Below are 26,041 nucleotides of genomic sequence, written 5' to 3'. Positions count from 1 at the left end.
GACCCCTTCCTCAGCCGGAGGCCTGGGCCGCCGGTTCGTCCAGGAGGAACGAGGCCACGAGGGACGTGACCGCTTCGGGGCGCTGCAACGGCAGCATGTGGTCGCAGTCGGGAAACGACACGAACCGGCTGCCTTCGATCGTCGCGGCGAACTCCAGCAGCTTCTCGTGCGGGTTGAGGTGGTCGTGGCCGCCACTGAAGACCAGCGTGGGCACCCCCGACAGGCCGTCGTGCAGGGGGCGGCGCCGGGTGACCAGGGCGGTGGCGAGCAGGTCCACCTTGCGCGGCACGTGAGCCGCGTTGCGCATGAAGCGCCGCAGATATCCGCGGGTCAGTTCGCGGCGGTGGACGTGGTGGCTCTCGTCGAGGCACAGCAGTCCGTCGGCCATCAGGGCGGCGAAGCCGTCCGCGTCGCCGGCCCTGGCGCAGCCGACGGCCGTGCGCAGGTGCGTCTCGATCTCGTCCGTGACGTCACCGGGTACGCCCCCGAGGAGCAGCCGTGCGACGCGCTCCGGATGGCCCTGCGTGTACTGCAGCGCGACGGCCGCGCCCAGCGAGTAGCCGTAGAGCTTCACGCGCGGGGCGCCGAGGTCCTCGACGATGCCCGCGAGTCCTTCGCAGAGGAGGTCGAGGCCGTCCCCGTCCTGGAAGGCGGCGGGGTCGAGGCCGGGCAGGTCCACGGTGACCAGGCTCGCCCCGGGCAGGACGGCCCCTTCCAGGTACGCCCAGTCGTGCATGCCCTCCAGCACCCCGCCCAGCGCGATGACCGGCTCGGCGGGCGGACCGCCCGCCGCCTCGCCGCGTGCCTCCGCGGCGGGGTCCGTCTGCCGCAGCACCCGGTAGTTGTACGGCACCCCGTGCGCGGTCACTGTGCGGACGTATTCCTCGATCATGCTTCTTTCCGGTTCAGTCGCGAGCGTTTCGGTCGCGGGCGGTCAGGCTCGGGCGAGGACGAGTACGGAGTTGTGCCCGCCGAAACCGAGCGACGTGCTCACGGCGCAGTCCAGGCGGGCCGGTTCGGCGGCCCCGGCCACCACGGCGACGGGTACGCGCGGGTCCTGCGTCCGGAGGTTCACGGTGGCCGGCACCAGCTGCTCCTCCAGGGCGAGGACGGTGAACGCGGCCTCGATGCCGCCGGCGGCGCCCAGCGTGTGCCCGGTCATGGACTTGGTGGAGGTCACCAACGGGCCTTCGCCCAGGACGCGGTGCAGCACGGCGGCTTCCACCAGGTCGTTCATGACGGTGGACGTGCCGTGGGCGTTGACGTGGCCGATGTCGCCCGGGGCCACGTCCGCGTCGGCCAGCGCGGCGCGCAGCGCCAGCTCGATGCCGGCTTCGCTGGTGGCGACGGGGGAGGAAGCCTCGCTGGAGGTGGCCGCCCCGTACCCGCGGAGGGTGGCCCGGGTCCGGGCACCGCGGGCCCTGGCGTGGTCCGCACGCTCGAGGACGAGGATCCCGGCCCCCTCCCCCACCACGAACCCGTCCCTGTCGACGTCGAACGGACGGCAGGCGTGGATGGGGTCCGTCGTGCGGGTGGACAGCGCCTTCGCGTTGCACGTGCCGGCGAAGACGGCGCGGGAGCACATGGACTCCGCGCCGCCCGCGACGGCGATGTCGCAGGCTCCCGCGCGCAGCAGGTGGAGGGCGGTGCCGATCGCGTCGGTGCCGGACGAGCAGGCGGTGGCCACCGCGAGGCTGGGGCCGCGGGTGCCGAGGTCCCGGGCGACGCTGCCCGCCGCTCCGTTGACGACGGTCAGCGGCGCCATCCTCGGGGACACCCTGCGAGGACCGCGCTCGGTGAGGGTGCCGTGCTGCTCGTCGTAGAAGTTGAGGCCGCCGTGGGCCGAGCCGACGACGACGGCGACGCGTGTGCTGTCCCACGCGTCGGGGCCGAGTCCGGCGTCGGCCACGGCCTCCCGGGCCGCGACGACGGCCAGCTGCGCGAAGCGGTCCATGAGCCGGTGGCTGGCCACACCGAGCACGGCGTCGATGTCCAGGTCACCGTCGTCGATCGTGTACATGAAGTCGCAGGGCAGGTCCCGCAACGGGTCCGGGCGCCGCACTCCTTGGGGGGTGGTGGCGTTGGTGACCTGGTGCCAGGTGTGCTTCACCCCGACGCCGGCGGCGGTCACCAGGCCGAGGCCGGTGACGACGGCCGCGGCGGGCTCACGTGTCGCGGCCGCGGTCGTCCTCGACGCCGTCATGCCGCCGCCTTCTGGCGTACGACGGCCATGAGCGTGGCGACGGTGTCGCGCGAGGAGAGGGTCTTGTCGGCCAGATCGATGGCGCACTCGTCCTCGATCAGCAGGAGTAGTTCCTCCAGCGCGAGGGAGTCGATGGACAGTTGGTAAAGGGGGGCGTCCGAGGACACGTCGTCGAGACGGACCCCGAAGTTCTTCTGCAAAAGAACCGTGACACGCTCAGTTGCTTCCACGTCGGTACCGCTCCTTGGTCGCGATGGTCGACTGGGGAACGCGCCACCGCACGGGAGGTCACGGGTCACGGGTGGCAGGGGGTGCATTCCCCGGCGCCGACGCGACGGCCGCACGCGACATCCGCACACGTCGTCCGCATATGCCTCGGGCCGGGCGGCGGCCCGGCCCGAGGTACACGACGGCTCAGCTGGTTCGGATGACTCAGTGGTTGTTCGTGCCGTTGCCGGACAGCGCCGGGATGTCGCTGACGAGGTGCGACAGCGGCTCGTCGCCCTTGGCCTGCGTGGAGTTCTCGGTGCACTGCTGGTTCTGCGGCGCCGACAGGACCGGGATGTCCTGGACGGCGACCGGCACGAGGATGCCGACGAGGGCGCCGACGTTGGCCTTCACCGGGATACCGGCGCACAGCTTGTTCAACGAGCCGTCGACCAGGCGCGGCTGCGGGCTGAGGTCTCCGTGCGTGGCGCTGTTGCCGAACGCCTGCTCGGCGCCGTTGCCGCTGACACTCTGAGTGCCCGTGTCGTCGCCGATGGCGGCCGCGGATCCTGCACCGCCGGCGAGAGCGGCGGCGGCGAGGCCCAGGGCGAGGGGGAGATTACGGGTACGCATGTCACTCCAGTACATAACGTGAGTTGCCGGAAAGGCTGGAAAAGCCAGTACATTCAACGACGCATCCCGCCTCGCGCCATTCACTCGTTGGCGGAGTGTCGGCGCGGCAAGACTGACGCCGGGTCGGCCGAATGCCGCCTATGCGCGGACGTGTGCATGCCAATATGCTGTGCGACCTTCGCGTCCTGGGGGTCTTGTGAACGGTCTCCGTGCTCTTCGTGCTCTCCGTACGGTCATCATCTGCGCGGTGATCGCATGCGCCGCGGTCGTGTCGCCGGCCGCAGCCGCGGAGCCCGAAGCGGCGTCGCACTCCCGCTGGTCGGCCCTGCCCGTACCGGCGGCCGCCCTGCCCCCGTCCGTCTCCGATCTCGCCGCGCGCGGGCCGCACGAGGCGTGGGCGACCGGCTCCGAGCAGGCCGCCGACGGACAGCGTCCGATGCTGTACCGATGGGACGGCGCGGCGTGGAGCCGGGACACGACGTTCCCCGGCGCGGATGTGCCCGGCCGCCTCGGCAAGGTGCAGTTCGTGGGCGAGGAGACGTGGATCTTCCGTACGCGCGACGGCGCCGGGGAGATCATGCGCCGGTCGGCGCAGGGCGGCTGGAGCACCGTCCCGCTGCCCCAGGCCCTGTGGACGTACCAGGACTTCGCGGCCGTGCCGGGTGCCGCGTGGGTGGTCGGCGAGGACAGCACCGGACTGAAGGTGCTGCACTACGACGGTTCCCGCTGGACCTCGCAACCCGCCCCGGACGGCGTGCTGTACCTGATGGGGATCACCGCGCGTACGGCCACCGACGCCTGGGCCTGGGCGGACACCAGCACCGGAGCCGGAACCACCGTCCTGCACTGGGACGGCGCCCGGTGGCAGGACGCGAAGGTGCCGCTGCCGACCAACAGCAACGTCCACACGATGCTGCTCGAACCGTCCGGCCGGATGACGATCGTCGGCAGCCAGTACACGGACGGCGTGGGCCGCACCTACCTGATGACCTGGAACGGGCGCGAATGGCGCACCACCTACCCGGCACTGGGCGACGCCTACGCCGCCGCCCTGGTGCGCGGGCCGGACGGCGCGCTGTGGCTGCCGGTGCGCAGTGACCGGGCGTTCCAGTCGAAGTACGCGCGCGTGGACGGCCGTCGCCTCACCTACTCCTACGGCCCCGAACGCACGAACGCGATCGACGTCAAACCCCGGGTGCTGGCCACCGTGGGGACCTCGCTGCTGTCCTTCGGGACCGTCGAGATCTACGGCTCGAAACCGAATCTGCTGAGCGAGCGGCTGGGAGGCCGACCATGATGCGCAGACGTCGGCTCCCCCTCGGGAGACGTCTCCTTGTCGCCGTTCTCGCTGCCGCCCTGACAGCCGTGGCCGTCGTGGCCTCGGCCGCGGCGGAGCCCCGCTCGTGGCGGCACGTGCCGGTCCCGGCGCAGGTGCGCCCGCAGGCCGGTCTGAACGAGGCCGTGGCGTCCGGCCCGGACCGTGCGTGGGCGGTGGGCGCCGACGCCGTCGGCCGCGAGGCGCCGGGGTTCCCGCTGGTGCTGCGCTGGGACGGAAACGCCTGGCAGCGCCAGGGGCTGCCCGGGGTGAGCTGGCAGGGAGAGCTGCTGTCCGTCGCCGCGAATTCGGCGGGCGCCGCCTGGGCGGTCGGGCGTGACGCGGCGGGCGGCGCACGCCTGCTCCGCTTCGACGGCAAGGCGTGGCACGAGAGCCGGGCGCCGCGCGGTGTCGCGCTCACCAAGGTCGTGGCCGGTGGCGGCGAGACGTGGCTGATCGGGTCGCGGGAGGGCGCGCAGGTGCTGCTGCGCCGGGACGGCGGTGGCTGGCGGGACCTGCCGGTGCCGCCCGGAGCGGTGTACGGCCTGCACATCCTGGCCGCCGACGACGTCTGGGCGGCGGGCTCCAGCGGTTCGGGGGCGACCGTGTCGCACTGGGACGGGAAGGCGTGGCAGCAGACGGTCGTGGACGGGTTCCCTCGGGCGGGCGTGGGCACGGTGCTGGCGACCTCGCCGACGGAGGTGTGGGCGGGTGGCACGGCCGGCTTCATCGGCGGCCCGCCCGGCAAGCCGATCCCGCCGCTGCTGGTCCGCTGGGACGGGGAGTCGTGGAGCCGGGTGGCCGTGCCCACGAGCTTCGGCGCGATCACCTCGCTGGCGCCCTCCGCGTCCGGCAAGCTGGGCTGGGTCTCCGTGGCCCGCTCGCAGAAGTGGGGCCCGCCGGGCACGTACCCTCCGCTCGTGCCCGGGCCGGACTTCCTCGCCTGGGACGGGCAGTCCTTCGCCGAGTACAGCGAGCCGGCGGTGCAGGGGGAAGGTGACTCCTCCGTGCTGCAACTGGCGCCGGTGCCGGGCACGGAGTCGGTCTGGGCGGTCGGCCGTGCCGCCGGGCCGGAGGGTACGTTCGCTCCGCGCATCCTCCGGTTCGACTGAGACTCAGGACGGGGAGGGCGGAGAGGCCGCGGAGTCGGGCGCGGCGAGTTCGGCCAGGTGGTGCAGCGAGTTGGTGAGGTGCTCGGGGCCGAAGGGCGGGAAGTGGATGTACTCCCGGATGTGCGGCGGCACGGCGGACCAGTCGTAGGTGAGCGTGACCTCGGTTTCACAGGGGCCGAGCGGCGCGAGGTCGTACCGCCAGAGCCAGCCGCCGAACGCCGGCCGGCCGTCCTCCTTCTCCTCCCCCGTCAGCCAGCCGATGGTGCGCGGCGGATCGAGCACCGCGACCTGGTTTGCCACCTGGTAGTCGCCGTCCGGGTGGTTGACGTGGTACATCCCCATCCGGAAGATCTGCCCCACGGCTGTCAGGGGTTCGGGGTCGACGGGCTTCCGGACCCAGCCGGTGCCGTCGATGGCGGCGTGGGCCGCGGGGTCCGCGAGGACGGCGAACACGCCCTCGACGGACGTGGCGACGGTCAGGGTGGCGCTCACGTTCTCGTGTCCCACGGGGTGCACACTCCTAGTTCGGTTCTCGAGGTTTCCTCGTGGTGCAGACCGCGCCCGGAGGCGTAACTCATCGGTGGTCCGACCGAACCTGGCGTCGCCTCCCGCGTCTACGCGAGCTTCGCGCTCTGCGCGTCCACCACCGCCTTGCCGATCTTCGCGTTGCCCGGGCGGGCCTGGGTGAAGGCGAGGCCGTCCACCGCGTAGTAGAGCGCGATGGTGTCGCCGTGGCGGGCCGCCTGGGCGCGCATCGTGTGGGTCATGCCCTCGTACTTCGTCGTGACCTTGAAGGCCAGGGACTCGTCGGCGCCGCTCGGCTCGGGGGCGGTCTCGGCGGTGATCGAGGAGTACGAGCCCGTGTTGCGGCCCGCCTTGGCGGAGAAGCCCGTGCCGCAGGAGCGGACGGCCTCGGACAGGTCGGCCAGGGTGGCCTTCGCCTCACCGCTCCCGTAGGTGGCGAGCGTGACGTAGGTGAAGTCGCCGGGGCCCTTGGCTCCGGTGGCGACACGGATCAGGTCGGCTTTCGGGGTGCCGAGGGGGAGTTGGTTCGTCGCGTAGGCGACCGGGGCGCAGGCGGCCTTGTCGACCTTCAGCTGGTCCTGGGACGCGGCGAACGCGTACTTCTTGTCGGGCTTCTTGACCGTGAACCCCTTGACCTCGTGCTCGGCGAGCGCGGCACGGCTCAGCTCCGCCACCGGGTCCGCCGGTTTCTCCGGGGACTTCCCCGAGTCCTTCGACGTGCCGGTGGAGGCGGAGGCGTCCTCGGAGGACGAGGACGACGAGTCCGAGTCTCCGCAGGCGCTGAGCGTCAGGACCGACACCAGGGCGAGAGCGGGCGCGGCCAGGGCGGTTCGGGTCCGCTTCATGAGGATGGGGGCTCCTGTCTTCGGGGCGTGGGTCCGCGGCACTCTAGTGTGTGCGGACCTCAGGAGGCACACGCGTCCCACGCCCCGGGGCTGGTTCTCACCGGTCGGCTAAGGCCGCGGCGCCGTCGCGTACGCCTTCGCCAGCAGCTCCGCCACCAGACCGCTCTTCGCATCCGTGTAGGCCGCCCTCCCCGCGGCGTCCCCCGTGAACCGTCGCGCCAGCGCTCGCTTCAACTCGGCGTAGCGCCGCACCTCGTCGGGGTTGCGGCGGAGGTGGTCGCGGAACAGGACGTGGTCCAGGTGGGGCTTCGTGCCCTCGACGACCCCGTACAGGTGGTGCGGAACGGGGTGCTCGGGCGCTCTGAACGCCTCGCGTCCCGTGATGCCCAGGTCACCTTCGTGGCGGTAGCCCCGATCGGTCAGGCGCGCGATCAGCGTCGGCATGACCGAGGCGTCCGCCACCACGATGTCCACGTCGATGATGGGCTTGGCGGCGCACCCCGGCACGGCCGTACTCCCGACGTGTTCGATGGACACCGATATGTCCTCGACGTGCGGGGCGAGTTGGGCGTGCAGCTGACGGAACTGGTCGGCCCAGTGCGGGGTGTGGTCGCTGATGACGATCGAGTCGCTCATGCCGTCAGCTTCCCAGGGGGACCGATCTGCGGCGGACCAGCCCCCACTGGTAGGCGATGGAGACCAGTTCCACCCGGTTCCTCGCGCCCAGTTTGCCCATGATGCGGCAGGCACGGGTCTTGGCCGTCGTGCAGGAGATGAACTGCTTCTCGGCGATCTCCTGGTTGGAGAGGCCCGTGCCGATCAGCACCAGCATCTCCCGCTCGCGCGGCGTGAGGTTGTCCACGGGAAGAGCGGGGACCAGCTCGGCCCCCTCGCGCAGGACGCATTCGTCGATGACCCGCTGCACGATGCGCGGAGAAAGGTGCGCCTGCCCCTGGGAGACCACGCGGATCGCGCGCAGCAGCTCCTCGGGCTCGGCGTCCTGGAACAGGAACCCGCACGCGTGCGCCGCGAGCGCGTCGAACACCTGCGAGTCCGCCGCCGGGGCGGCCATCGCGAGGACGCGTACGCCGGACAGCTGCGGGCGGGCCGCGATGCGCCGGGTCGCCTCGATGCCGCTCATGAAGGGCAGCTGCGGGTTCATCAGGACGACGTCCGGGCGGAGCCGCTCGGCGAGCTCCACGGCACGGGCCCCGTCTCCGGCCTCCCCGACCACCGCTATGTCCGGTTGCGCGGCGAGCAGCGTGGCGCAGCAGGTGCGCAGCAGGGCGTCGGTGTCCACGAGGAGCACGGAGATGCTCATGGCTTCTACTCCCGGGGCGAGCGGAGAGGGATGGGCGGGCCGACGGTTCGCGCCACCGGCTGGCGGCTGCTGCCGTCTCCCTTTATTGACGAATCAGAACGGGGACATGTGAGGCCCCCGGCCCGAACCCACTCGATCAGGTCGTGCTCGCCGTCGGCTGTGCTCCGGGTGCCGGAATCCTCGGGATCTGTTGGGAGTGGAACTGTTCCAGGCGCCTCTGCGCGAGCAGCAGCGTGCCGCGTTGGCGGCCGGGCACCTGGCGGCGCAGGGAGACCAGGGCGGGGCCCAGGGCGCGGACCGCCTCGGCGTCCTTGATGCGGTCCCAGAGGTGGTGGGCGCGGTCCGCTGCCGCTTCCACCTCGGGGGAATCGGGGGCCTGGCCCGACGTGAGGCGGGCGGACGCCACCGCGAGCCACGTCTCGCAGCTGCGCGCGTGGTCACCGGCGAACCTAGCCAGGTCCGCCCGTACTTCCATCCAGTGGATGGCCTCCTTGGAGCCGGGGCCGTGCGTCCGCAGCGCGCTCTGTTCCCAGGACGCCGCGAGCGAGGCCGCCTCGCCGTGCCGGCCCGCCTCGACGGCGGCGGTGATCGCCGCGTGCGGGTCCATGGGGGCGTCGGCGGGCCGCGGCTGGTCGTACGGGTCACGCGCCGGGGGCGGGGGCGCCGCGGGGTCGTGGAACGGCAGCAGGTCCGGGGCGTCGTCGCCGAGGCCCTGCGCGGCGGCCTGCTGGTGGAGTTGGAGCGGCGGCGGGCGGTGGCCGCTGCGGAGGATGGTCGCGACGGCCTTCATGTACGCGGGGACGGCGGGCGTACGTCGCCGGGCGGGTGGCGCGATGCGGGCGTGGAGCGCGACGTGGGGGCCCGCGTCGAGGGGGTGTTCGGTGAGGGCCTGCCAGCTCTCCGTGTCGGAGTGCAGGTCGGCGATCACTGTGGTGCTGCCCGCCGGGCGGAGCCGCAGTTCCTGTGTGAACCAGTGCCACGGGAAGCCGGTGTAGCGCACCGTCGCCGTGGTGGTGCGGGCGAGCGCGACGTGCAACTGCCGCTGGCGCCGGTCGAGGTGGACCTGCCCGACGAGGTAGACCGTCAGGGGTCCCGGCGTCATCGCCGCGGCTCTCAGCCGGGTCAGCACGGTCTGCGGGTCCAGCGGGTCCGCCAGTTCCACGATGCTCGCGGTCGGCGTCCCGGCGAGCGTCTCCGTGGGCACCGCCGCGAGGACGGGAAGCACGGAAGCGGCGTCCACCAGGCGTCCCTTGCCCACCGGGGCGGCCGCGACGAGCAGCACGGTTCCAGGCACGGGTCCCTCCCTCTCGATCATCACGTCAGCACCGTATCCGCATCTCACGCTCGACGCGCCCCTCGGGGTTTCCCGCGGTACGACGGCCGGGGTGGAGACCGGTGGGGTGACCGTACCGGGCGCGGCTGCCGTGAGTGGTGTGGTTCCGGTCGCGGGCCCCAACTGTGGCCTGGGCTTTTGGAGTCGGCGACGACGCGGCGCGGGCTGCGGCGCCGGAGGATCGGCCGGGACCGGCGCTCAGTGAGCTCACTGAGCTCGCCGAGGGAAAGGGCCGCGCCCCATGATGGTGCGACGTACGCGACGTCCGATGCTGGGAATCCTGGGCGGGATGGGGCCGTTGGCCACGGCCACGTTCTACCGCAAACTGGTCGAACCCACCCTCTGCGGACGCCGATCAGGGGCATCTGGATCGCCTCGGCCACCGGTGTCCTCAAGGAGCAGGGCGCGCAGGTGGTGGTCGCGGCCTGTACCGAGGTCCCGCTGGTCGCCGGGGAAGCGGCCCGTGTGCTGCCGTTGGTCGACTCGGCGGAGGCGCTCGCCGACCGCGTGCTCGACCTGATGTGGCGACCGGCTCGGGAGGCGTCCGTTCCCGGGTTTGCCCCCGGGGTTCGTTCCGGGGTACGGGAACGGCCGCGTAATCTCGTATCCACGTACGGATGCGCAGGAACGCACCGGCCCTAACCTGCGGAGATGATCAGCCACATGTCGACGCACCCCGCCCGCGGTCTCAGCCGGGTGCTCGAGGACCTCGGGCCTTCGCTCCTGGATCTGCTCCTCGGCGACCCCGCCGCCGCGACGGAGCTCGGCGGCGTCGGCATTCACGACCCGCACGACGAACAGCACTATCCGGAGCGTGCCGTCGTGCTGGGCGTCGGTGTGCACGGGGCGGAGGAGACCGCGCGGCTGATGCGCGCGCTCACCGGTGCGGGCGCGGCCGCGCTGGTCGTGCGCGGGCCCGTCGACACGGCGGCCCTGGAAGCGGTGGCGGAGGAGACCGGGATCGCGCTGCTCGCGCTCACGCGCGGGGCGTCCTGGGCACAGCTGGCGGCCATGCTGCGGACCCTGCTGTCCGAGGGCGACGTGGGCGGGGTCGATGAGCAGACCCTGGGCGGCGTGCCATCCGGGGACCTGTTCGCGCTGGCCAACGCGATCGCGACGCTGCTGGACGCGCCGATCACCATCGAGGACCGCCGCTCGCGCATCCTGGCCTTCTCCGGACGTCAGGACGAGGCGGACCCGGCTCGGGTGGCGAGCATCCTGGCCCGGCGGGTGCCCGAGCGGTATCTGCGCCTCCACGAGGAGCACGGCGTCTTCAAGGAGCTCTACCGCAGCGACCGGCCCGTCCACATCCCGCCGCCGACGTTCGGCGACGAGGTCGCGCTGCCGCGCGTGGCGATCGCGGTGCGGGCCGGCGACGAGGTCCTCGGGTCGGTGTGGGCGGCGCTGCGCAAACCGCTGACCAAGGAGCGGGAAGAGGCGTTCATGGAGGCGGCCGAACTGGTCGCCCTGCACATGCTGCGCTTCCGGGCGGGCGCCGACGCCGAGAACCGGCTGCGCGCCGATCTCGTGACGACCGCGCTGGAGGGCGGCTCGGGGGCGGTCGCCGCGCTCGGCCGGCTGGGTCTCGCCGACGAACCGCTCCTCGTCCTGGCCATGGGACTCGAACCCACGCCCCCGACGAGCGGCGACCACGCTCAGCTCGCCGCCGAGCGGCAGCGGCTCGCCACGGCGCTCGCCGTGCATCTGACGGCGGTCCAGCCGCGTTCGGCCGTGGCGCTGCTCGGCGACGTCGCCTACGCGCTGTTCCCCGTCTCCGGCGACTCGGCGGCCGCGCGGGAGCGGGCCGTGCAGGTGGCGGCGAACTTCCTGCAGCGCACCGGGGACCGCGGCGACGCGGTCATCGGCATCGGCTCGGTGGCACCGGAGCCGGCCGCGCTGGCCCGGTCCCGTACGAACGCGGACCGCGCGCTGCGCGTGCTGGCCGGCCGCCCCGGCGACGGCACGCGGCGCGTCGCCGCCATCGCCGACGTCCACACCGACGCGCTGCTGCTCGAGATGCGGGACCTCGCGGTCGCCAACCGCGACGAACTGTCGGGGCCGCTGGCCCGGTTGGCGGCGTACGACCGGCGGCACAACGCCCATCTGGTCGAGACGCTGCGGGCGTGGCTGGACGCGTTCGGCGATGTGATCGGCGCGTCGGCGAGCGTCTTCGTCCACCCCAACACCTTCCGCTACCGGATCCGGCGCGTCGCCGAGGTGGGGCAGATCGACCTGCGCGATCCGTCCGCGCGGTTCGCGGCGATGCTGCAGTTGCGGCTGATGGGTGCGTACGACAAGGGCAGCGCGTCCGAAGAGGGCGGGCCGTCCGGGTCGGCGCGCCGCACGGACGGCTGATCAGAGCCGGACCCCCGGCGGCACCGCCAGGTCGGCGTGCGTGTCGTGGAAGGTGTTCGCCCGCTCGATGGTGCGCACCCAGTCATAGAGGAGTTCCTTGGCGGAGAGCGTCTCGATGCCGACCAGGCCCTCTGATCGGCGACCGGGCCGCGGCCGTGCACCCCGACCGCATCAACCAAGGAGCCGACGGCGCCCACTGGTCGGGCACCGACGCCCTGGGGCGCGACCCGCTGGCCCGCACCCTGGTCGCCACGCGCTTCACCCTCGGCCTCGCGTTCCTCGCCACCCTGATCGGCACCTGCGGAGGGGTGTTGCTCGGGGCGCTGCCCTCCCTGCTGCCGCGTCGCGCGGGCCGCCTGGTCGTCGCCGCCGTCGACCTCCTCGTGACATTTCCCGCGCTGCTGTTCGCCATGTTCACCGCCGTCGTCACGGCCAGTACCCCCACGAGTTGTCCGGGGCAGGCGGCAGCGTGCCGTCATCGCCATGGGACTCATGGGCACGCCGCGGCTGATCATCGCCGACGAACCGACGACCGCTCTCGACGTCACCGTCCAGCGCGAGGTGCTGCGCGTCCTGCGCGACGTCGTCTGTGACAGAGGTGCCGGAGCGCTGTTCATCTCCCACAACCTCGCCGTGGTGCGCTACGTCTGCGACGACATCGCCGTCATGCGCCACGGCCGGCTCCTGGAGGCCGGGCCCGTCCAGGAGGTGCTCACCGCGCCCGGGCATCCCTGCACCCGCACGCTTCTCGACGCCGTGCCGTCACTGGCGCACGCTTGACGGCCTCACCCGCCGCGTCCGTCCGACCGACCCTCCGACCCGGCCCTCCGAAGGGACCCGCACCATGCCCCGAGACCTCCACTCCCGCACCGTTGTCGCCGACGCGCACAACGACCTCCTGATGGCGGTGAGCGCCCGGCCGCCGGAGCGTTGGGCGAGCTTCTTCCGGAGCGCTGGCTGCCCCAGCTGCGCGACGGCGGCATCGACATCCAGGTGCTCCCCGTCTTCATCGACGACCAGTACCGGCCCGAAGGCGCGCTGCGGCAGACCCTGCGCATGATCGAGTGCGCCCACGTCCTCGCCGAGGGCAACGCCGACCACGTCGCCCTGTGCCGCGACGGGGAGGAGATCGCCGCCGCCCTGGCCGGGGGCAGGATCGCCCTTGTCCTCGCTCTGGAGAGCGCGCCCGGGGTCGATGCCCAGGTGGAGCTGTTCTCCACCCTGTTCCGGCTCGGCGTGCGGATCGCCTCGATCGCCCACTGGGGACGCACGCCGCTCGCCGACGGCAGCCGCGAGGACGCCACAGGCAGCAGGCTGACGGCACCCGGCGTCCGGGCGCTCCAGGAGATGGAGCGGCTCGGCATGCTCTTCGACGTCTCCCATCTCGGTGCGAGCGGTGTCTCCCACGTACTGGAGATCACCACCCGGCCGCTCGTCGCCACCCACTCGTGCGCCCGTGCCCTGCGCGACCACCACCGCAACCTGCCCGACGAGCACCTGCGCGGCATCGCGGCCACGGGCGGTGTGATCTGCGTGAACTTCATCCCGGACTTCCTCACCGACGGCCAGGACAAGGTCGGCGTCGACCGTGTCGTCGACCACGTCGAGCACATCGCCGCCGTCGCGGGGATCGACCACGTGGGGCTCGGCTCCGACTTCATCCAGGAGGTCGTGACCGACCTCACCCCGCCGTGCTGCGAATCCCTGGACGACGAGGACCCGCTCTTCGACTTCCCCGGGCGCGAAGGCCCTGCCGGCATGCCGCTCGTCACGGGTGCGCTGCTCGACCGGGGGCTCGCCGAGGACGACGTCCGCAAGGTCGTGGGCGGCAATCTGGAGCGGCTGATGAGCTCGCACATGGGCGCACGCATGGGCTGACGGAGGCGGACGGGAGGCGTGGTGCGGGGGTCCGGGCCGATTCGGTTCGGCGTACGAAAGCGCGGGCGACATGTGTGACCCGCGTACGAACCCGGCCCGCGGCTTCCTGCCTAGCGTGGTGGACATCCGTGGTCATCCCACCACCTGGAGGACTCCCCCGTGCAGGCCGAACACCCTTCCCACCCGGCGCCGCCGCTCAGCGTGCTGCTCGACGACCTCGGAGAGCTCGTGACCTGCGAGTCGTACTCCGCCGATCACGCGGCCGTGGCCCGTAGCGCGCGGGTCGTCGCCGATCAGGGCAGCAGGCTGCTCGGCGCCCGGCCGCGGACGCTGGAGATCGGTGGGGTCACCCACCTGCGGTGGACCTTCGGGACCCCGCGCGTCCTGCTCCTCGGCCACCACGACACGGTCTGGCCCCTCGGCACCCTCAAGACCCATCCGTTCTCGGTGCGGGAGGGTGTCGCGCGCGGGCCCGGCGTCTTCGACATGAAGGCGGGGCTCGTGCAGATGTTCCACGCCCTGTCCCTGCTGCCCTCCCTCGACGGCGTCTCCGTCCTCGTCACCGGTGACGAGGAGGTCGGCTCGGACACTTCGCGCGCGCTCATCGAGGACGCGGCGCGCGCCTGCCGGGCCGCCCTCGTCCTGGAGGCGTCGGCGACCGGCGGCGCTTTGAAGACCGCCCGCAAGGGCGTCTCCCACTACGACATCACGGTCCACGGCCGGGCCGCCCACTCCGGCCTGGACCCCGAGAAGGGCGTCAACGCCGCGACGGAGCTCGCCCACCACCTCCTCGCCCTGGGCGGCATCACCGACACGGTGAACGCCCGCACCGGGCCGGGCACCACGATCACGCCGACGGTGATGTCGGCCGGTACGACCACCAACACGGTTCCGGCCCACGCCCGTCTCAGCATCGACGCGCGCGTCCCCACCCCGGCCGCCCAGACAGCGGTCGACGACCTGCTCAAGAACCTCGCCCCGCACCACCCCGAGGCCCGCCTGGAGGTCGGCGGCGGCCCCAACCGCCCGCCCCTGGACGCCGAAGCCTCCCAGAACCTGTACGCGCTGGCCGCCGACATCGCGGACCGCATCGGGCTCGGCCCGCTCCGGCAGGCGGCCGTCGGCGGCGCGTCCGACGGCAACTACACGGCAGGCGTCGGCTGTCCGACGCTCGACGGCCTCGGTGCCGTCGGCGACGGCGCGCACGCCGACCACGAGCACGTCGTGACCGCCGAGATGCCGGCCCGCACCCAACTCCTCGCCCACCTCGTCGGAGCACTGCTGTGAACCACCTCGACATCCGCGAACTCCACACCATGGAGGAGTTCGAGACCGTCTGCCGTCTGTACGCCGACATCTGGGGCACCGAGCCGAGCACGGGTCCGATCTCCGCCGAGGTCATGCGCGCGCTGAGCCACGCGGGCAACTACGTCGGCGGAGCGTACGAGAACGGACGCATGACGGGCGCCTCCGTGGCGTTCTTCGCGGAGCCCGCGGGCACCACCCTGCACTCCCACATCACGGGCGCCGTCATGGGCCGGGGCACAGGCCTCGCCCTCAAGCTGCACCAGCGCCAATGGGCCCTGGACCGCGGCCTGAAGCGCATCACGTGGACGTACGACCCCCTCATCCGCCGCAACGCCCACTTCAACCTCACCAAGCTGGGGGCGCGGCCCGAGGAGTACCTGCAGTCCTTCTACGGTGCCATGGACGACGCCATCAACGGCGGCGACGAGTCGGACCGCGTCCTGACCGCCTGGGACCTGTCGGCGCCGCGCCTCGCGGCCGAGCACGACGGCATCCCCCTGCCCGCCGGCGCCGCACACGCCGTGCGCGACCTGGACGGCCTCCCGCGGCTCGGGCCCACCGACGCCGAGTTCGTCCTGATCGACCTGCCGGACGACATCGAGGCGCTGCGCCGCACCGACGCCGCCGCGGCCCGCGCCTGGCGGCTCGCCGTGCGGGAGACCCTCGGCACGCTGCTCGCCGACGGCGCCCGCGTCCTCGGCCTCCACGACCGGCGCAGCTACGTCGTCCACCGCGCCCCCGCCACCTCCGCACACCTGCCCACCGGGAGCAACCAGTGACCAAGTCGAAGATCACCGGCGTCGAACTGCGCCGCATCGCGATGCCACTCGTCGCGCCGTTCCGCACCTCGTTCGGCGTCGAGACCGCCCGTGACGTGCTGCTGGTGCGGGTCGTCACCGCCGACGGGGAGGGCTGGGCCGAATGCGCGGCGATGTCCGAGCCGCGCTACTCCAGCGAGTACGTCGACGGGGCGCAGGACGTCCTGCGCAAGTTCCTCATCCCCGCCCTGCCCAAGGACGGCGTGGACGCGACCGCCGTGGGCCGCGCCCTGGAGCCCTTCACCGGGCACCACATGGCCAAGTCCGCCCTGGAGAGCGCGGTCCTCGACGCCCAGCTGCGGGCCACCGGCGAGTCGTTCGGGTCGTACCTGGGCGCAGCGCGCGACCGCGTCCCCTGCGGTGTCTCGGTGGGCATCATGGACTCGATCCCCCAACTCCTCGACGCCGTCGAGAAGTACGTCGCCGAGGGGTACGTCCGGATCAAGCTGAAGATCGAGCCGGGCTGGGACATCGAGCCGGTGCGCGCGGTGCGCGAACGTTTCGGGGACGACCTGCTGCTGCAGGTCGACGCGAACGCCGCGTACACCCTCGTCGACGCCCAGCACCTGGCCAAGCTGGACGACTTCGGGCTGCTGCTGATGGAGCAGCCCCTCGCCAACGACGACATGGTGCAGCACGCGCAGCTCGCGAAGCTCCTGCGCACCCCGATCTGTCTGGACGAGTCCATCGAGTCGGCCGCCCACGCGGCGGCCGCCATCTCGCTCGGTGCCTGCTCGATCATCAACGTCAAGCCGGCCCGGGTGGGCGGCTATCTGGAGGCCCGGCGCATCCACGACATCGCGCGCGCCCACGGCGTTCCCGTGTGGTGCGGCGGGATGCTGGAGACCGGCATCGGCCGTGCCGCCAACGTCGCGCTCGCGGCGCTGCCCGGGTTCACGCTCCCGGGCGACACCTCGGGCTCGCACCGCTACTTCGCGACCGACATCACCGAGCCGTTCGTGCTCGCGGACGGCCACCTCGAAGTTCCCACCGGTCCCGGCCTCGGAACCGAGCCGCTGCCGGACCTCCTCGCTCAGGTGACGACGGCCACGGAGTGGATCGCCCTCTAGGGCCTCGGCCCGGCGCGGCGCGGCCGCTGTCCACCTCGGCCGCGCCGCGCCGTGGTTCGCCGGAGACCCGGTCCTTTCAGAGAGGCCGGAGGACTCCGTACCTCGACGAGTTCCACCCTGAATCCAATGCGCGATGCATCGCTGTCCCTTTCCCCTCGATGTCTCAAGACGTCCCGTGTCAGTGCGTGCGTGGCGGGCCCCGTGTCCTCCGGATGGCGCAGCCGAGGTGCGTACCCACGCCCCTGACGGTCTGCTGAGTGAGATGGGCCACCACATAGAAAGCCCGCGTGAAGCGGGCACCACGCGACGTGACGTACTGGGCATGGCAGCGGTGCTGCTGGCGGGCGGCGCCCTCACGGCGGGGGCGGCCGCGCCGCGGGCCGACGAGGAGCTCGACTCCTGCGACGCCGACTACGACGCCGAGTTCGAGTCGGCGCTCGTCGACGGCGACGCGGAGTTCCCGGAGGACGAGGAGCGCGGTTTCGCGGCCGGTCCCCGCCGGTTCGCCCTTCCGCTGCGGCGCAGATACCGGATCACCACCCGGTACGGGGCGCGCGGCAACTGGCTCGCGGGCCACCACACCGGCATCGACCTCGCGGTCCCGAGCGGCACCGCCGTGTACGCGGTGGGCGGCGGGGTCGTGGTGCTGGCGCGCTGGTCCGGGGCGTACGGCAAGGCTGTCACCGTACGGATGCCGGACGGGCACTACGCGGTGTACGGGCACCTCTCCCGCATCCGGGTGCGCAAGGGTGCCCGCGTCCGCGCCGGGACGCGGCTCGGGAGCAGCGGCAGCACGGGGCGTGCCACCGGTCCCCATCTCCACCTGGAGATACGGGCCCGGCGCCACTACGGCTCGGACGTCAGCCCCTACCGCTATCTGGCGCGGCGGGGCGCCCGCCTCTGGTAACACGGCCGGCACCGGAGGTCTTCAGGAGCCGAGGGACTTGAACGCCCGCGTCTGCTCGACGATCGCCCGTTCCGTGGGCAGCCGTTCGATGGACGAGGCGCCGAAGAAGCCGACGATGCCGGTGGTGTGCTCCAGGACGTACCGCGCGTCCTCGGGCTCGGCGATGGGACCGCCGTGGCAGAGCACGAGGGCGTCGGGGTTCACCCTCTTGGCGGCGTCGTGCATGTCCTGCACGGCGGCCGCCGCCTGGTCGAGGGTCATGGCGGTGCCCGCGCCGATGGATCCCTTGGTGGTGAGGCCGACGTGCGGGACGAGGACGTCGGCGCCCGCTCGCGCCATCTCGGCCGCCTGCTCCGGGTCGAAGACGTAGGGCGCGGTGAGCAGGTCGCGTTCGTGGGCGGCGCGGACCATGTCGACCTCCAGGCCGTACCCCATGCCGGTCTCTTCTAGGTTGACGCGGAACGTGCCGTCGTACAGGCCGACGGTGGGGAAGTTCTGCACGCCGGTGAAGCCCATGGCCTTGAGCTGGTCGAGGAAGAGGTCCATGCGGCGGAACGGGTCCGTGCCGCAGACGCCCGCGAGGACCGGGGTGTCGCGGACGACGGGCAGGACCTCGCGGGCCATGTCGACGACGATCTCGTTGGCGTCGCCGTACGGCAGGAGTCCGGCCAGGGAGCCGCGGCCCGCCATCCGGTAGCGGCCGGAGTTGTAGATGATGAGCAGGTCGACGCCGCCCTCCTCCGCGCACTTGGCGGAGAGTCCGGTGCCCGCGCCCGCTCCGACGACGGGTCGGCCCGCGGCGACCTGGGCGTGCAGGCGGGCGAGTGCTTCCTTGCGGTTCATGGGGTTGCTCCTCGAAGCGGTGGGGTCAGCGGGCGGCCTGTGAGGCGGCGCGTTCGCCGATCAGTTGGTGCAGGCGGTCGGCCATGGCCACCGCGAACGTCCCGTCGTTGATGTGGGCGTCGACTTCGTGGAGGCGGACGCCGCTGCCGCAGACGGTGGCGCGCAGGGCGTCGAGGCCCGTCCTGTCGGCCACCGGGTCGGCGAAGGGCGCGTCCGGCATGTCGACGGCCGAGAGTCCGCGCAGGGGCCAGAAGAGTTCGGCGGGCCCGCGGGCCGCGGCGAGCTTGTGGCCGAGCATGGCGCCGAGGGCCGCCATCTCGCGTGCGGTGGTGCGCATCAGGGTGACCGTCGGGTTGTGGACGAGGAACCGCCGGCCCGCGAAGCGCTCGGGGATGCTCGCGGCGGGGCCGAAGTTGACCATGTCGAGGGCGCCGGGCGCGACGACCTGGGGGATGGCGGCGGCGCCCGCCGCGGTGAGCCGGTCGGGGCCCGCGCTGAGCACTCCCCCGACGAGTTCGTCGGCGAGTTCCGTGGTGGTCAGGTCGAGGACGCCGTCCAGCAGGCCGTCGGCGGCGAGCTTCTCCACGGCGCGGCCGCCCGCTCCGGTGGCGTGGAAGACCAGGACCTCGTAGCCGAGTTCGGCGAGGCGGGCGCGGGCCGTGTCGACGGCGGGCGTGGTCACGCCGAACATCGTGGCGGCGACGACCTTGCGGCGCGGGCCCGCGAGCTCCTCGTGACTGCGCTCCTGGCGGCGGGCCATGCCGGCCGCGGCCGCCGCGGCGTTGCCGAGTATGTGGCTCGACACGGAGTTGATGCCGGAGACGTCGACGACGCTGTACATCATCGTGAGGTCGCTGCTGTCGACGTACGGTGCGACGTCGCCGCCCGCCATGGTGCTGACCAGGACCTTCGGCACGCCGATGGGCAGGGCGCGCATGGCCTGCGAGGCGATGGCCGAGCCGCCGCTGCCTCCGGCCGCGAGCACCGCGTGCAGCTTGCCCTGGTGGTGCAGGTCGAGCACGACACGGGTCAGTCCGTCGGCCATGGCGGCGACCGCCGCGCCGCGGTCCCCGGCGGCGCGCAGCGATCCGAGGTCGTGTCCGGCGGCCTGTGCCACCACGTCGGCGGGAACGTCGGGCACGGGCGCGTGGGCGGGCGGCGGCAGGACGCCGACGTCGACCAGCAGGACGTCGCTGCCGTACTCCCGGAGCCGTTCGCGCAGCCACGCGTACTCCTCGCCCTTGGTGTCCAGCGTGCCGACGAGGACCACGGTCGCCATGTACTCCACACTCCTTCAGGTGCTCGGTGCTGTGATCCTGCGACCGGTATGCGCCCCGGGCAACGGCCAGTGGGACCCGATTGGCCTGCGCGGCCCGGGAGTAGGCGAAGATGAAGGGCATGGCGAAGATCCCGACGGCCCGATTGTCGCGGCTGCTCACCGGCTGGTCATCGGAGGGCGCGGCTCCACTTCCGCGCAGGCTCGCGGACGCTCTGCGCGAGCTCGCGGAGCGGGCGGACGTGGCTCCCGGCTCGACCCTGCCCTCGCAACGCGAACTCGCGGGCGTACTGGGGGTGAGCCGCTCCACGGTGACCGCCGCGTACAGCCTCCTGGAGGCGGAGGGGTGGCTGGAGAGCCGCCGCGGCAGCGGTTCCCGGCTGCGCGGCTCGGGCGCGCTCGAGCAGTCCCCGGACGAGGAGCGGCACGGGGGCGAGGGGCGGCTCGCCAGTTTCGACGCGCGCATGAGCGGCGCCGACCTGTCGAGCGGCGCGCTGGACGGCCTCGGCGCGGTGGCCGACACGGTCGGCGCGCTGTCGGGTGCCGAGCTCGCGCCGCTGCTGCGCGCGGACGGCTATCTGACGCACGGGCTGCCGGAGTTGCGCGAGGGCATCGCGGCGTACTACCGCGGGGCCGGGCTGCCCACCGAGCCGGAGCAGATCCTGATCACGGCGGGATCGCAGCAGGCCGTGTGGCTGGTCGCGCAGTCGCTGGTCGAGCCGGGCGACACCGTCGTGGTGGAGAACCCGACCTACCGGGGCGCCCTGGAGGCGCTGCGCTCGCGCGGCGCGCGGCTCGTGCCGGTCGGCGGGGACCGGCCGGGGGCGGGCGGCGCGGGATCGGACGCGGCGGCGCTACGGCGTCTGGGCGCGAAGGTGCGGCCGCGGCTCGTCTACCTCCAGCCGTCCGTGCACAATCCGACCGGCCGCAGCCTGGACGGGGCGGCGCTGCGGGAGTGGGCGTCGGCGCTGGGCGAGCGCGAACTGTTCACCGTCGAGGACACCGCGTGCGCGGAGCTCGGGCTCGCCGACAACGGTGCGCCCGTGCCGCTTTCGGCCCGCCTCCCGGTGACGTCCACGATCACGGTGGGGACGCTGTCGAAGCTGTTCTGGGGCGGGCTCCGGGTGGGCTGGGTGCGGTCGTCGCCGCACATCGTGGCGCGTCTCGCGAAGATCAAGACGTCGGTGGACCTGTCGTGTTCGGTCGTGGACCAGCTGGTGGCGTCGCGGCTGCTCGCGAGTCTGCCGCAGGCGCGGACCGCTCGCCGCGAGGTACTCCGTGAGCAACTGGCGGGCGCGGAGAAGCTGTTGCGCTCGCGTGCCCCGCACTGGGAGTGGGACCGGCCCGCGGGCGGCCCCGCCCTGTGGGTCCGGGTGCCGGGCACCGACACGGAGGCGCTGGCGCAGCTCGCGCGGCGGCGGGGTGTGGCCGTCGTGCCGGGGTCGGCGTTCTCGGCGGTCGACGGGTTCCGTGACCGGCTGCGGCTGCCGTACGCACACGGCGTCGACCTGCTCGAACGGGCGCTGCCTACGCTGCTCGACTGCGCGGAGCGAAGCCGGGTGCCCGCCGGAGGCTGAGCCTCCGTCACCGGGGATGTGGCGCGGGCCCGTTGTCAGACCCTGCTGACAGCATGACGGCATGGGATTTTTTGACGACTTGGTGTACCCGGCCGGGGAACGGCTCGACGATGTGTCCGACGAGCCGTCGGAGGGTCCGTCCGGGGCACCCGCCGAAGGGCGCGGTGAGGCAATCCGGCTGGGTCCTCCGGGCGAGGACGCGGCCCGGGAGCGGCCACCGCTCGACTGGTTCGCCCCGGCCTCGGTGCCGCAGCCCGCGGTGGCAGGGGCCGGTCCGACCGTCAAGGTCCTGCTGACCGGCTGGTCCGTGTGGCCCGGATCCGTCACGCTGCACCTCGCCGTGCACCGGACGGTCCACCGGCAGCACGAGGGCCGGCCCGACCAGTCGGGGCTGCGCGTCGGGCTCCTGCTGGGCGACGGGCGGCGCGTCACCTCCCTCGACACGGACGGGGCGAACTCCACGCGGGTGCTCGGTCCGGCGGCGCGCCTGGCCGCCGTGCAGTCGGGGAAGCCGACGGGGCTGATCCCGCTGGACTCCGGCGGAATGCGGGACTCACTCTTCAGGACCGACGTCGACCTGTACCTGCCGGAACTGCCCCCGCCCGGCGAGGCGCGGCTGGTGGTGGAGTGGCCGGACGAGGACGTCCCGGAGACGAGTACGCCGGTCGACGCCGATGCCCTGCGTGCCGCGTCCACCCGTGCCGTCGAGGTGTGGCCCGGCCTGCCGACGCCCCGCGCCACCGGGGACCGGTTCCTCGTCTTCGGCCGGTGGGGCGGCCCGCCCGGCTTCCTCGCCCGCCCGATGTCCGCGCACGAACTCGGCGTCCTGCGCGACCGGGAGGAGGCACGGCAGCGGTACGTGCCGCGGGCCGACTGGGAAGGCATCGGGTACGAGGGGTGGTGCGACGCGGCGCTGATCCGGGCTCGGCTCGACGGAGGCGCGTCCGCCGACGCCGACGTCTGGTCCGGCCGCACCCCGCTGCACCTGGCCGCCGAGCGGGGCGGCGCGGAGTCCCTGAGGCTGCTGCTCCCGCATGTCACGGACATCGACGCGCCCGACCGCGAAGGGCACACGGCGCTGTGGCACGCCACCTGCGCCGGCGACGAGGAGTGTGTGCGTACGTTGATCGGTGCGGGCGCGGACGTCTGGACCCCGCAAACCGGGCCCTGGTCGCCGGGACGGCTGCTCCTGACGACACCGCTCGCTCCGGTCGTCGCGGAGCTGCCGGGCGCGGTGGCACTGCCGGACGAGGAGCTGGCGGCCTTCCGCGCCGCCGACGCGCTCGTCGCGGCCTTCACCGACGCGAACAGGTGGACGGAGGGGCTCGGCGTCGCCTTCGTGCGCGGTCTGGGCGGGGCCGAGGTCGTCCGCCGTCTCGGCGCCGACCCGGCGCTCTGCCCCGAAATCCTCCCGAAGGACGCCTCGTTCGAGGAGGACGACGGATTCGCCGAGGACGACGGGACGGACGCGGACGACTGGGAGGACGAGGACGGTTGCGACAGGGCCCTCCGCTTCGTCTCGGTGACCGAGGTTCCGGGCGACCCCGGCGGCTGCGTGATCACCCAGGACGGTTACCTGCCGAGCGACGAGACCCTGCTGGGCGCGATATCCGCCGGCACCACCGCCTTCGGGCTGTACTTCAACCCGAAGGGCGGCACCCACGGCACGCTGGCGCGGGACGGCCGGTGCGTGGAGCACGAGGAGGTCGGCCTCTCCCCCGAGGCCACGGACCCGTCCGCGTACTGGCGCTTCCGTTTCTGGCAGACCGGTCCTGGCGTGCCGTACGACGCCCGCGAGCTTGCCTACGCCTGTGCGGCGGCCGGTCTCCGCGTCTCCGACGGGTGCGCGGCCCTCGACGGCACCGCGCCCCGGCGCCGGGTGGAGCTGCCCGTGGAGCTCGTGCGCTGACCTCGGGCCTCTAGGGTGGTGATCACGGAACAGGAAGGAGCCGAGGGTGCTGGAGCGGCTCAATGAGGCCATGGAGTACATCGAGCGCCACCTCGGCGGGACCGTCGACGTGGCCGAGGCGGCCCGGATCGCGGCCACTTCCGAGTACCACCTGCGCCGGATGTTCTCCGCGCTCGCGGGCATGCCGCTCTCGGAGTACGTCCGGCGCCGACGGCTCACCCTCGCGGGCGCGGAGGTGCTGGCGGACCGTGACACGCTCCTGGAGATCGCGGTCCGCCACGGCTACGGGTCGGGCGAGGCGTTCGCGCGGGCGTTCCGCTCCATGCACGGCGTCGGGCCCGGTGAGGCCCGGCGTTCCGGCGCCGAGCTCAGCTCCCAGTCCCGGGTGACCTTCCGTCTCACCGTCGAGGGCAGCAGCGACCTGCGGTACCGCGTGGTGGACAAGCCGGGCTTCACCGTCGTCGGGCCCAAGGCCCGGGTGCCGCTGGTGCATTCGGGACCGAACCGGTCGATCATCGACTTCGTGCGCGGGATCGCGCCGGAAGACCTGGAGCGGCTGGAGAAGCTGTCGGACCAGGAGCCGCACGGCATCCTCGCCGTCTGCGACGGCCTGGACCCGAGCCGCGCCGAGGGCACCGAACTCGACTACTACCAGGGGGTGATCACGACCTCGGCCGCGCCCGCGGGCACGGCCGTGCTGCCCGTGCCCGCGGGGACGTGGGCGGTGTTCACGACGTCGGGCCCCGCCCCGGAGGCCATCCAGAACCTGTGGCGCGACGTGTTCATGGAGTGGTTCCCGTCGAACCCGTACCGCAGCCGCCCGGGGCCCGAGATCCTGCGCACGCGCGGGGCGTCGTCCGTTGCCGAGACGGACGCCGAACTGTGGCTGCCGGTCGAGCGGGACCCGGGCCGGCCCTCGTAGGGCTCAGTCCGCGGCGGCGGTGACGAAGCCGCGGGTGACATGCGTGCCCGCGCCCGCGTTCTCCGCGTGGTAGCCGGACTCGCCCACGCAGTCGCTGTACTCGTAGTTGGCCCGCGCCGTGCCGCTCAGGCCGCCCGCGTCGGTGGACGTGGGGCCACCGAGGACGACGTCGGACCTGGGCATCTCGGCACAGCTGGGGATGCCCGCGTAGTACTCGACGAAGCCGCCCTGGGAGCCGCGGAGGTTTCCGCTGCCCGCCGGAAGCGTGTACGTGCCGAGGTGGGTCTCCTTGCCGGTCACCGTGTCCCGTGCGGTGCCGGTCCAGGTGTCGGTCCCTTCCCGCTCGACCCTGATGTCGTAGCGGTGGCCGTAGACGGCGTCGAAGTCGACCGCGCAGGTCACGCCGGGGCCTCCGTCCGCTCCCTGGTGGCACAGGGGGCCCGTGGTCGTCGAGCCCGCGACGAAGTTGGAGAAGCGGGCGGAGAGCCGTTCGCTGCCGCCGCTGTTCGCGCGGGGCTGCAGGCCCGTGTATCCCACGTCCGCGGCGTTGGTGAAGCCGAACTGCTGGGCGAAGTAGATGCCGTCCTTGTGGGCGGTGGCCGGGTTGACCGTCATGGGGAAGGTGATGTCGCGCAGGCCCTCGGTGGGGGTGCCGGGGATGGACCAGCTGATCGACACGTTCCCGCCGCCGACCGCCGCGGCGGCCTGACCGGGGAGCATCATGGCCAGTCCGGCGGCTGCCGCGACCGCGCCGCCGCGGCGCCGAATGCTGAGAGCAGACATGTGCTGTTCCTCCTGGGTGGGGGGCGGAGAACAGTGCGGGGCGCCCACAGTGTCGTCCCCGCCGCCCGCGCTCCCGCCATGGACAATCGCGGCGCGGCCTTGGACTCTTGCCCCTTCGCCGTGGAGCACGGCCGAGCGCCGGAGCGGAACGCCGGAAGCACACACAGTGTTACGATTACTCTGCGTAATCGTCGACTTGACACCCCATCAACTCCGCTTTCCAGTCAATCACATCACCACACGAGGGTACGAACGGCTCTGAGCGGGAACTATTGACACATGACCTCGGTGCCGCCCAGGACCTCGGTGGCGTCCGGCGCCGGTCTTCGTACGCCACGCCACCAACATTTTGATTACTCTCCGTGAAGGGAAAAGACACTGCTGGACTGGGAAACGGGCACCGCCGACTTCACCTTCGGCCTGCAGCACCGCGTGGTGAACGGCACTGATGTCCTTGCGTTTTGGGGCGAACTGGACGCCTGGGCCGACCAGGAGCTCGCCCCCCGTGTCATGGCCCTCATGGACCGGGCCGGCCCTCGGGTCGTCGCGGACCTGCGGGAAGTGACGTTCATGGATGCCGGCGGCCTCCGGCTGCTCGTGCGGATCCGGAAGCGGGTCTCCCCCGACCGGGGCACCTTATGGCTCGTACCGGGCAGCGCGCGCAACCGACGACTGCTGCGCATCACCTCACTCGACAAGGCGTTCACAATTCCGGCCGGCGCGCCGGTGCCGTGTACGCGCACCGGCTCCCGGAGCGGGTTCCGCTGACGCGGGCCCGGATCCGTACCTGCGACCGAGCCCCACGTCCGGGGCTCACAGAGGTCGGCATGAGGCAGGGCACCGGGGGCATCCGGTAGCCATGCATCTCCGATCCAAGCGCCTCCCTTCCGTGCGTCTCACG

At 72.8% G+C, this 26,041-nt stretch carries 24 protein-coding genes and 1 pseudogene; 13 read left to right on the top strand and 12 right to left on the bottom strand.

The genetic code is table 11. The features are described from left to right. Positions 1-10: 10 nt before the first annotated feature. From DEJ48_RS37995 to DEJ48_RS37980, 4 genes are all read right to left on the bottom strand, one after another. Entirely contained in the window at positions 11-892 is an 882-nt protein-coding gene (locus DEJ48_RS37995; protein WP_150220636.1) for an alpha/beta fold hydrolase, read from the bottom strand. 42 nt (positions 893-934) lie between these two features. Next, positions 935-2,203 (bottom strand): beta-ketoacyl-[acyl-carrier-protein] synthase family protein, encoded by a 1,269-nt coding sequence (locus DEJ48_RS37990; RefSeq protein ID WP_150220635.1) that lies wholly within the window; start codon positions 2,201-2,203, stop codon positions 935-937. Next, positions 2,200-2,433 carry a phosphopantetheine-binding protein gene (locus tag DEJ48_RS37985; protein ID WP_223832359.1) on the bottom strand — a complete coding sequence of 78 codons (234 nt, stop codon included), beginning with the start codon at positions 2,431-2,433 and terminating at the stop codon, positions 2,200-2,202. The genes DEJ48_RS37990 and DEJ48_RS37985 overlap by 4 nt, the downstream gene beginning before the upstream one ends. 202 nt (positions 2,434-2,635) lie before the next feature. Further along, positions 2,636-3,043, bottom strand: coding sequence for a rodlin (locus DEJ48_RS37980; RefSeq protein WP_150220633.1), 408 nt, complete (start codon positions 3,041-3,043; stop codon positions 2,636-2,638). A 247-nt stretch (positions 3,044-3,290) separates the two neighbouring features. On the opposite strand from DEJ48_RS37980, the gene DEJ48_RS37975 reads away from it, so the two are divergent. Together DEJ48_RS37975 and DEJ48_RS37970 are read left to right on the top strand one after the other, a co-directional pair. Continuing rightward, positions 3,291-4,340, top strand: coding sequence for a hypothetical protein (locus DEJ48_RS37975; RefSeq protein ID WP_223832358.1), 1,050 nt, complete (start codon positions 3,291-3,293; stop codon positions 4,338-4,340). Further along, positions 4,337-5,470, top strand: a complete 1,134-nt coding sequence (locus DEJ48_RS37970; protein WP_223832357.1) for a hypothetical protein — start codon at positions 4,337-4,339, stop codon at positions 5,468-5,470. The genes DEJ48_RS37975 and DEJ48_RS37970 overlap by 4 nt, the downstream gene beginning before the upstream one ends. Positions 5,471-5,473: 3 nt before the next feature. On the opposite strand, the gene DEJ48_RS37965 is transcribed toward DEJ48_RS37970, so the two are convergent. The 5 genes from DEJ48_RS37965 to DEJ48_RS37945 form a co-directional block, all read right to left on the bottom strand. After that, positions 5,474-5,977, bottom strand: a complete 504-nt coding sequence (locus DEJ48_RS37965; protein WP_223832356.1) for a polyketide cyclase — start codon at positions 5,975-5,977, stop codon at positions 5,474-5,476. A gap of 107 nt (positions 5,978-6,084) precedes the next feature. Then, entirely contained in the window at positions 6,085-6,840 is a 756-nt protein-coding gene (locus tag DEJ48_RS37960) for a hypothetical protein (protein WP_150220631.1), read from the bottom strand. A gap of 108 nt (positions 6,841-6,948) precedes the next feature. Next, on the bottom strand, positions 6,949-7,476 hold the full coding sequence (locus tag DEJ48_RS37955; RefSeq protein ID WP_150220630.1) for a GrpB family protein: 528 nt from the start codon (positions 7,474-7,476) through the stop codon (positions 6,949-6,951). Positions 7,477-7,480: 4 nt separating this feature from the next. After that, entirely contained in the window at positions 7,481-8,161 is a 681-nt protein-coding gene (locus DEJ48_RS37950) for a response regulator (protein ID WP_150220629.1), read from the bottom strand. Positions 8,162-8,297: 136 nt separating this feature from the next. Next, the gene (locus DEJ48_RS37945; protein WP_150220628.1) at positions 8,298-9,455 is read right to left on the bottom strand and encodes a hypothetical protein; all 1,158 of its coding nucleotides are present in this window, start codon (positions 9,453-9,455) and stop codon (positions 8,298-8,300) included. 690 nt (positions 9,456-10,145) lie between these two features. Between DEJ48_RS37945 and DEJ48_RS37940 the strand changes: the two genes are divergently transcribed. The 7 genes and pseudogenes from DEJ48_RS37940 (at position 10,146) to DEJ48_RS37910 (ending at position 17,830) form a co-directional block, all read left to right on the top strand. Beyond that, positions 10,146-11,849: a PucR family transcriptional regulator gene (locus DEJ48_RS37940; RefSeq protein WP_411757516.1), complete on the top strand. Its 1,704-nt coding sequence runs from the start codon at positions 10,146-10,148 to the stop codon at positions 11,847-11,849. Positions 11,850-12,332: 483 nt separating this feature from the next. Further along, positions 12,333-12,629, top strand: coding sequence for a hypothetical protein (locus DEJ48_RS37935; protein ID WP_150220627.1), 297 nt, complete (start codon positions 12,333-12,335; stop codon positions 12,627-12,629). A 64-nt stretch (positions 12,630-12,693) separates the two neighbouring features. Continuing rightward, positions 12,694-13,727: pseudogene (locus DEJ48_RS37930) on the top strand (dipeptidase). Between the two features lie 204 nt (positions 13,728-13,931). Further along, positions 13,932-15,014, top strand: a complete 1,083-nt coding sequence (locus tag DEJ48_RS37925; protein WP_150221637.1) for a M20 family metallopeptidase — start codon at positions 13,932-13,934, stop codon at positions 15,012-15,014. Next, entirely contained in the window at positions 15,011-15,814 is an 804-nt protein-coding gene (locus DEJ48_RS37920) for a GNAT family N-acetyltransferase (protein WP_150220626.1), read from the top strand. Before DEJ48_RS37925 ends, DEJ48_RS37920 begins: the two co-directional genes overlap by 4 nt. Before the next feature lie 41 nt (positions 15,815-15,855). After that, positions 15,856-16,923 (top strand): o-succinylbenzoate synthase, encoded by a 1,068-nt coding sequence (menC, locus tag DEJ48_RS37915; RefSeq protein WP_150221636.1) that lies wholly within the window; start codon positions 15,856-15,858, stop codon positions 16,921-16,923. A gap of 322 nt (positions 16,924-17,245) precedes the next feature. Next, entirely contained in the window at positions 17,246-17,830 is a 585-nt protein-coding gene (locus DEJ48_RS37910) for a M23 family metallopeptidase (protein WP_223832355.1), read from the top strand. Between the two features lie 21 nt (positions 17,831-17,851). Here DEJ48_RS37910 and DEJ48_RS37905 read toward each other — a convergent pair whose 3' ends face one another. Both DEJ48_RS37905 and DEJ48_RS37900 read right to left on the bottom strand, forming a co-directional pair. Then, a complete protein-coding gene (locus DEJ48_RS37905) occupies positions 17,852-18,673 on the bottom strand; it encodes a phosphoenolpyruvate hydrolase family protein (protein ID WP_150220624.1) in 822 nt (273 codons plus the stop codon). Positions 18,674-18,698: 25 nt separating this feature from the next. Further along, positions 18,699-19,952 carry a Tm-1-like ATP-binding domain-containing protein gene (locus DEJ48_RS37900; protein ID WP_150220623.1) on the bottom strand — a complete coding sequence of 418 codons (1,254 nt, stop codon included), beginning with the start codon at positions 19,950-19,952 and terminating at the stop codon, positions 18,699-18,701. Between the two features lie 119 nt (positions 19,953-20,071). On the opposite strand from DEJ48_RS37900, the gene DEJ48_RS37895 reads away from it, so the two are divergent. The 3 genes from DEJ48_RS37895 (at position 20,072) to DEJ48_RS37885 (ending at position 24,357) form a co-directional block, all read left to right on the top strand. After that, entirely contained in the window at positions 20,072-21,526 is a 1,455-nt protein-coding gene (locus tag DEJ48_RS37895) for a PLP-dependent aminotransferase family protein (RefSeq protein WP_190537847.1), read from the top strand. A 61-nt stretch (positions 21,527-21,587) separates the two neighbouring features. After that, the gene (locus DEJ48_RS37890; protein ID WP_150220621.1) at positions 21,588-23,435 is read left to right on the top strand and encodes an ankyrin repeat domain-containing protein; all 1,848 of its coding nucleotides are present in this window, start codon (positions 21,588-21,590) and stop codon (positions 23,433-23,435) included. A 46-nt stretch (positions 23,436-23,481) separates the two neighbouring features. Further along, complete coding sequence (locus tag DEJ48_RS37885; protein WP_150220620.1) at positions 23,482-24,357, top strand: AraC family transcriptional regulator; 876 nt, start codon at positions 23,482-23,484, stop codon at positions 24,355-24,357. Between the two features lie 3 nt (positions 24,358-24,360). On the opposite strand, the gene DEJ48_RS37880 is transcribed toward DEJ48_RS37885, so the two are convergent. Next, positions 24,361-25,140 (bottom strand): hypothetical protein, encoded by a 780-nt coding sequence (locus tag DEJ48_RS37880; protein WP_150220619.1) that lies wholly within the window; start codon positions 25,138-25,140, stop codon positions 24,361-24,363. Positions 25,141-25,518: 378 nt separating this feature from the next. Here DEJ48_RS37880 and DEJ48_RS37875 point away from each other — a divergent pair, with 378 nt between their 5' ends. After that, the gene (locus DEJ48_RS37875; RefSeq protein ID WP_150220618.1) at positions 25,519-25,908 is read left to right on the top strand and encodes an STAS domain-containing protein; all 390 of its coding nucleotides are present in this window, start codon (positions 25,519-25,521) and stop codon (positions 25,906-25,908) included. Positions 25,909-26,041 lie beyond the last annotated feature (133 nt).

This window comes from Streptomyces venezuelae, assembly GCF_008642315.1.
Lineage (GTDB): Bacteria > Actinomycetota > Actinomycetes > Streptomycetales > Streptomycetaceae > Streptomyces > Streptomyces venezuelae_D.
This window is presented reverse-complemented; position numbering and strand designations above follow the sequence as displayed.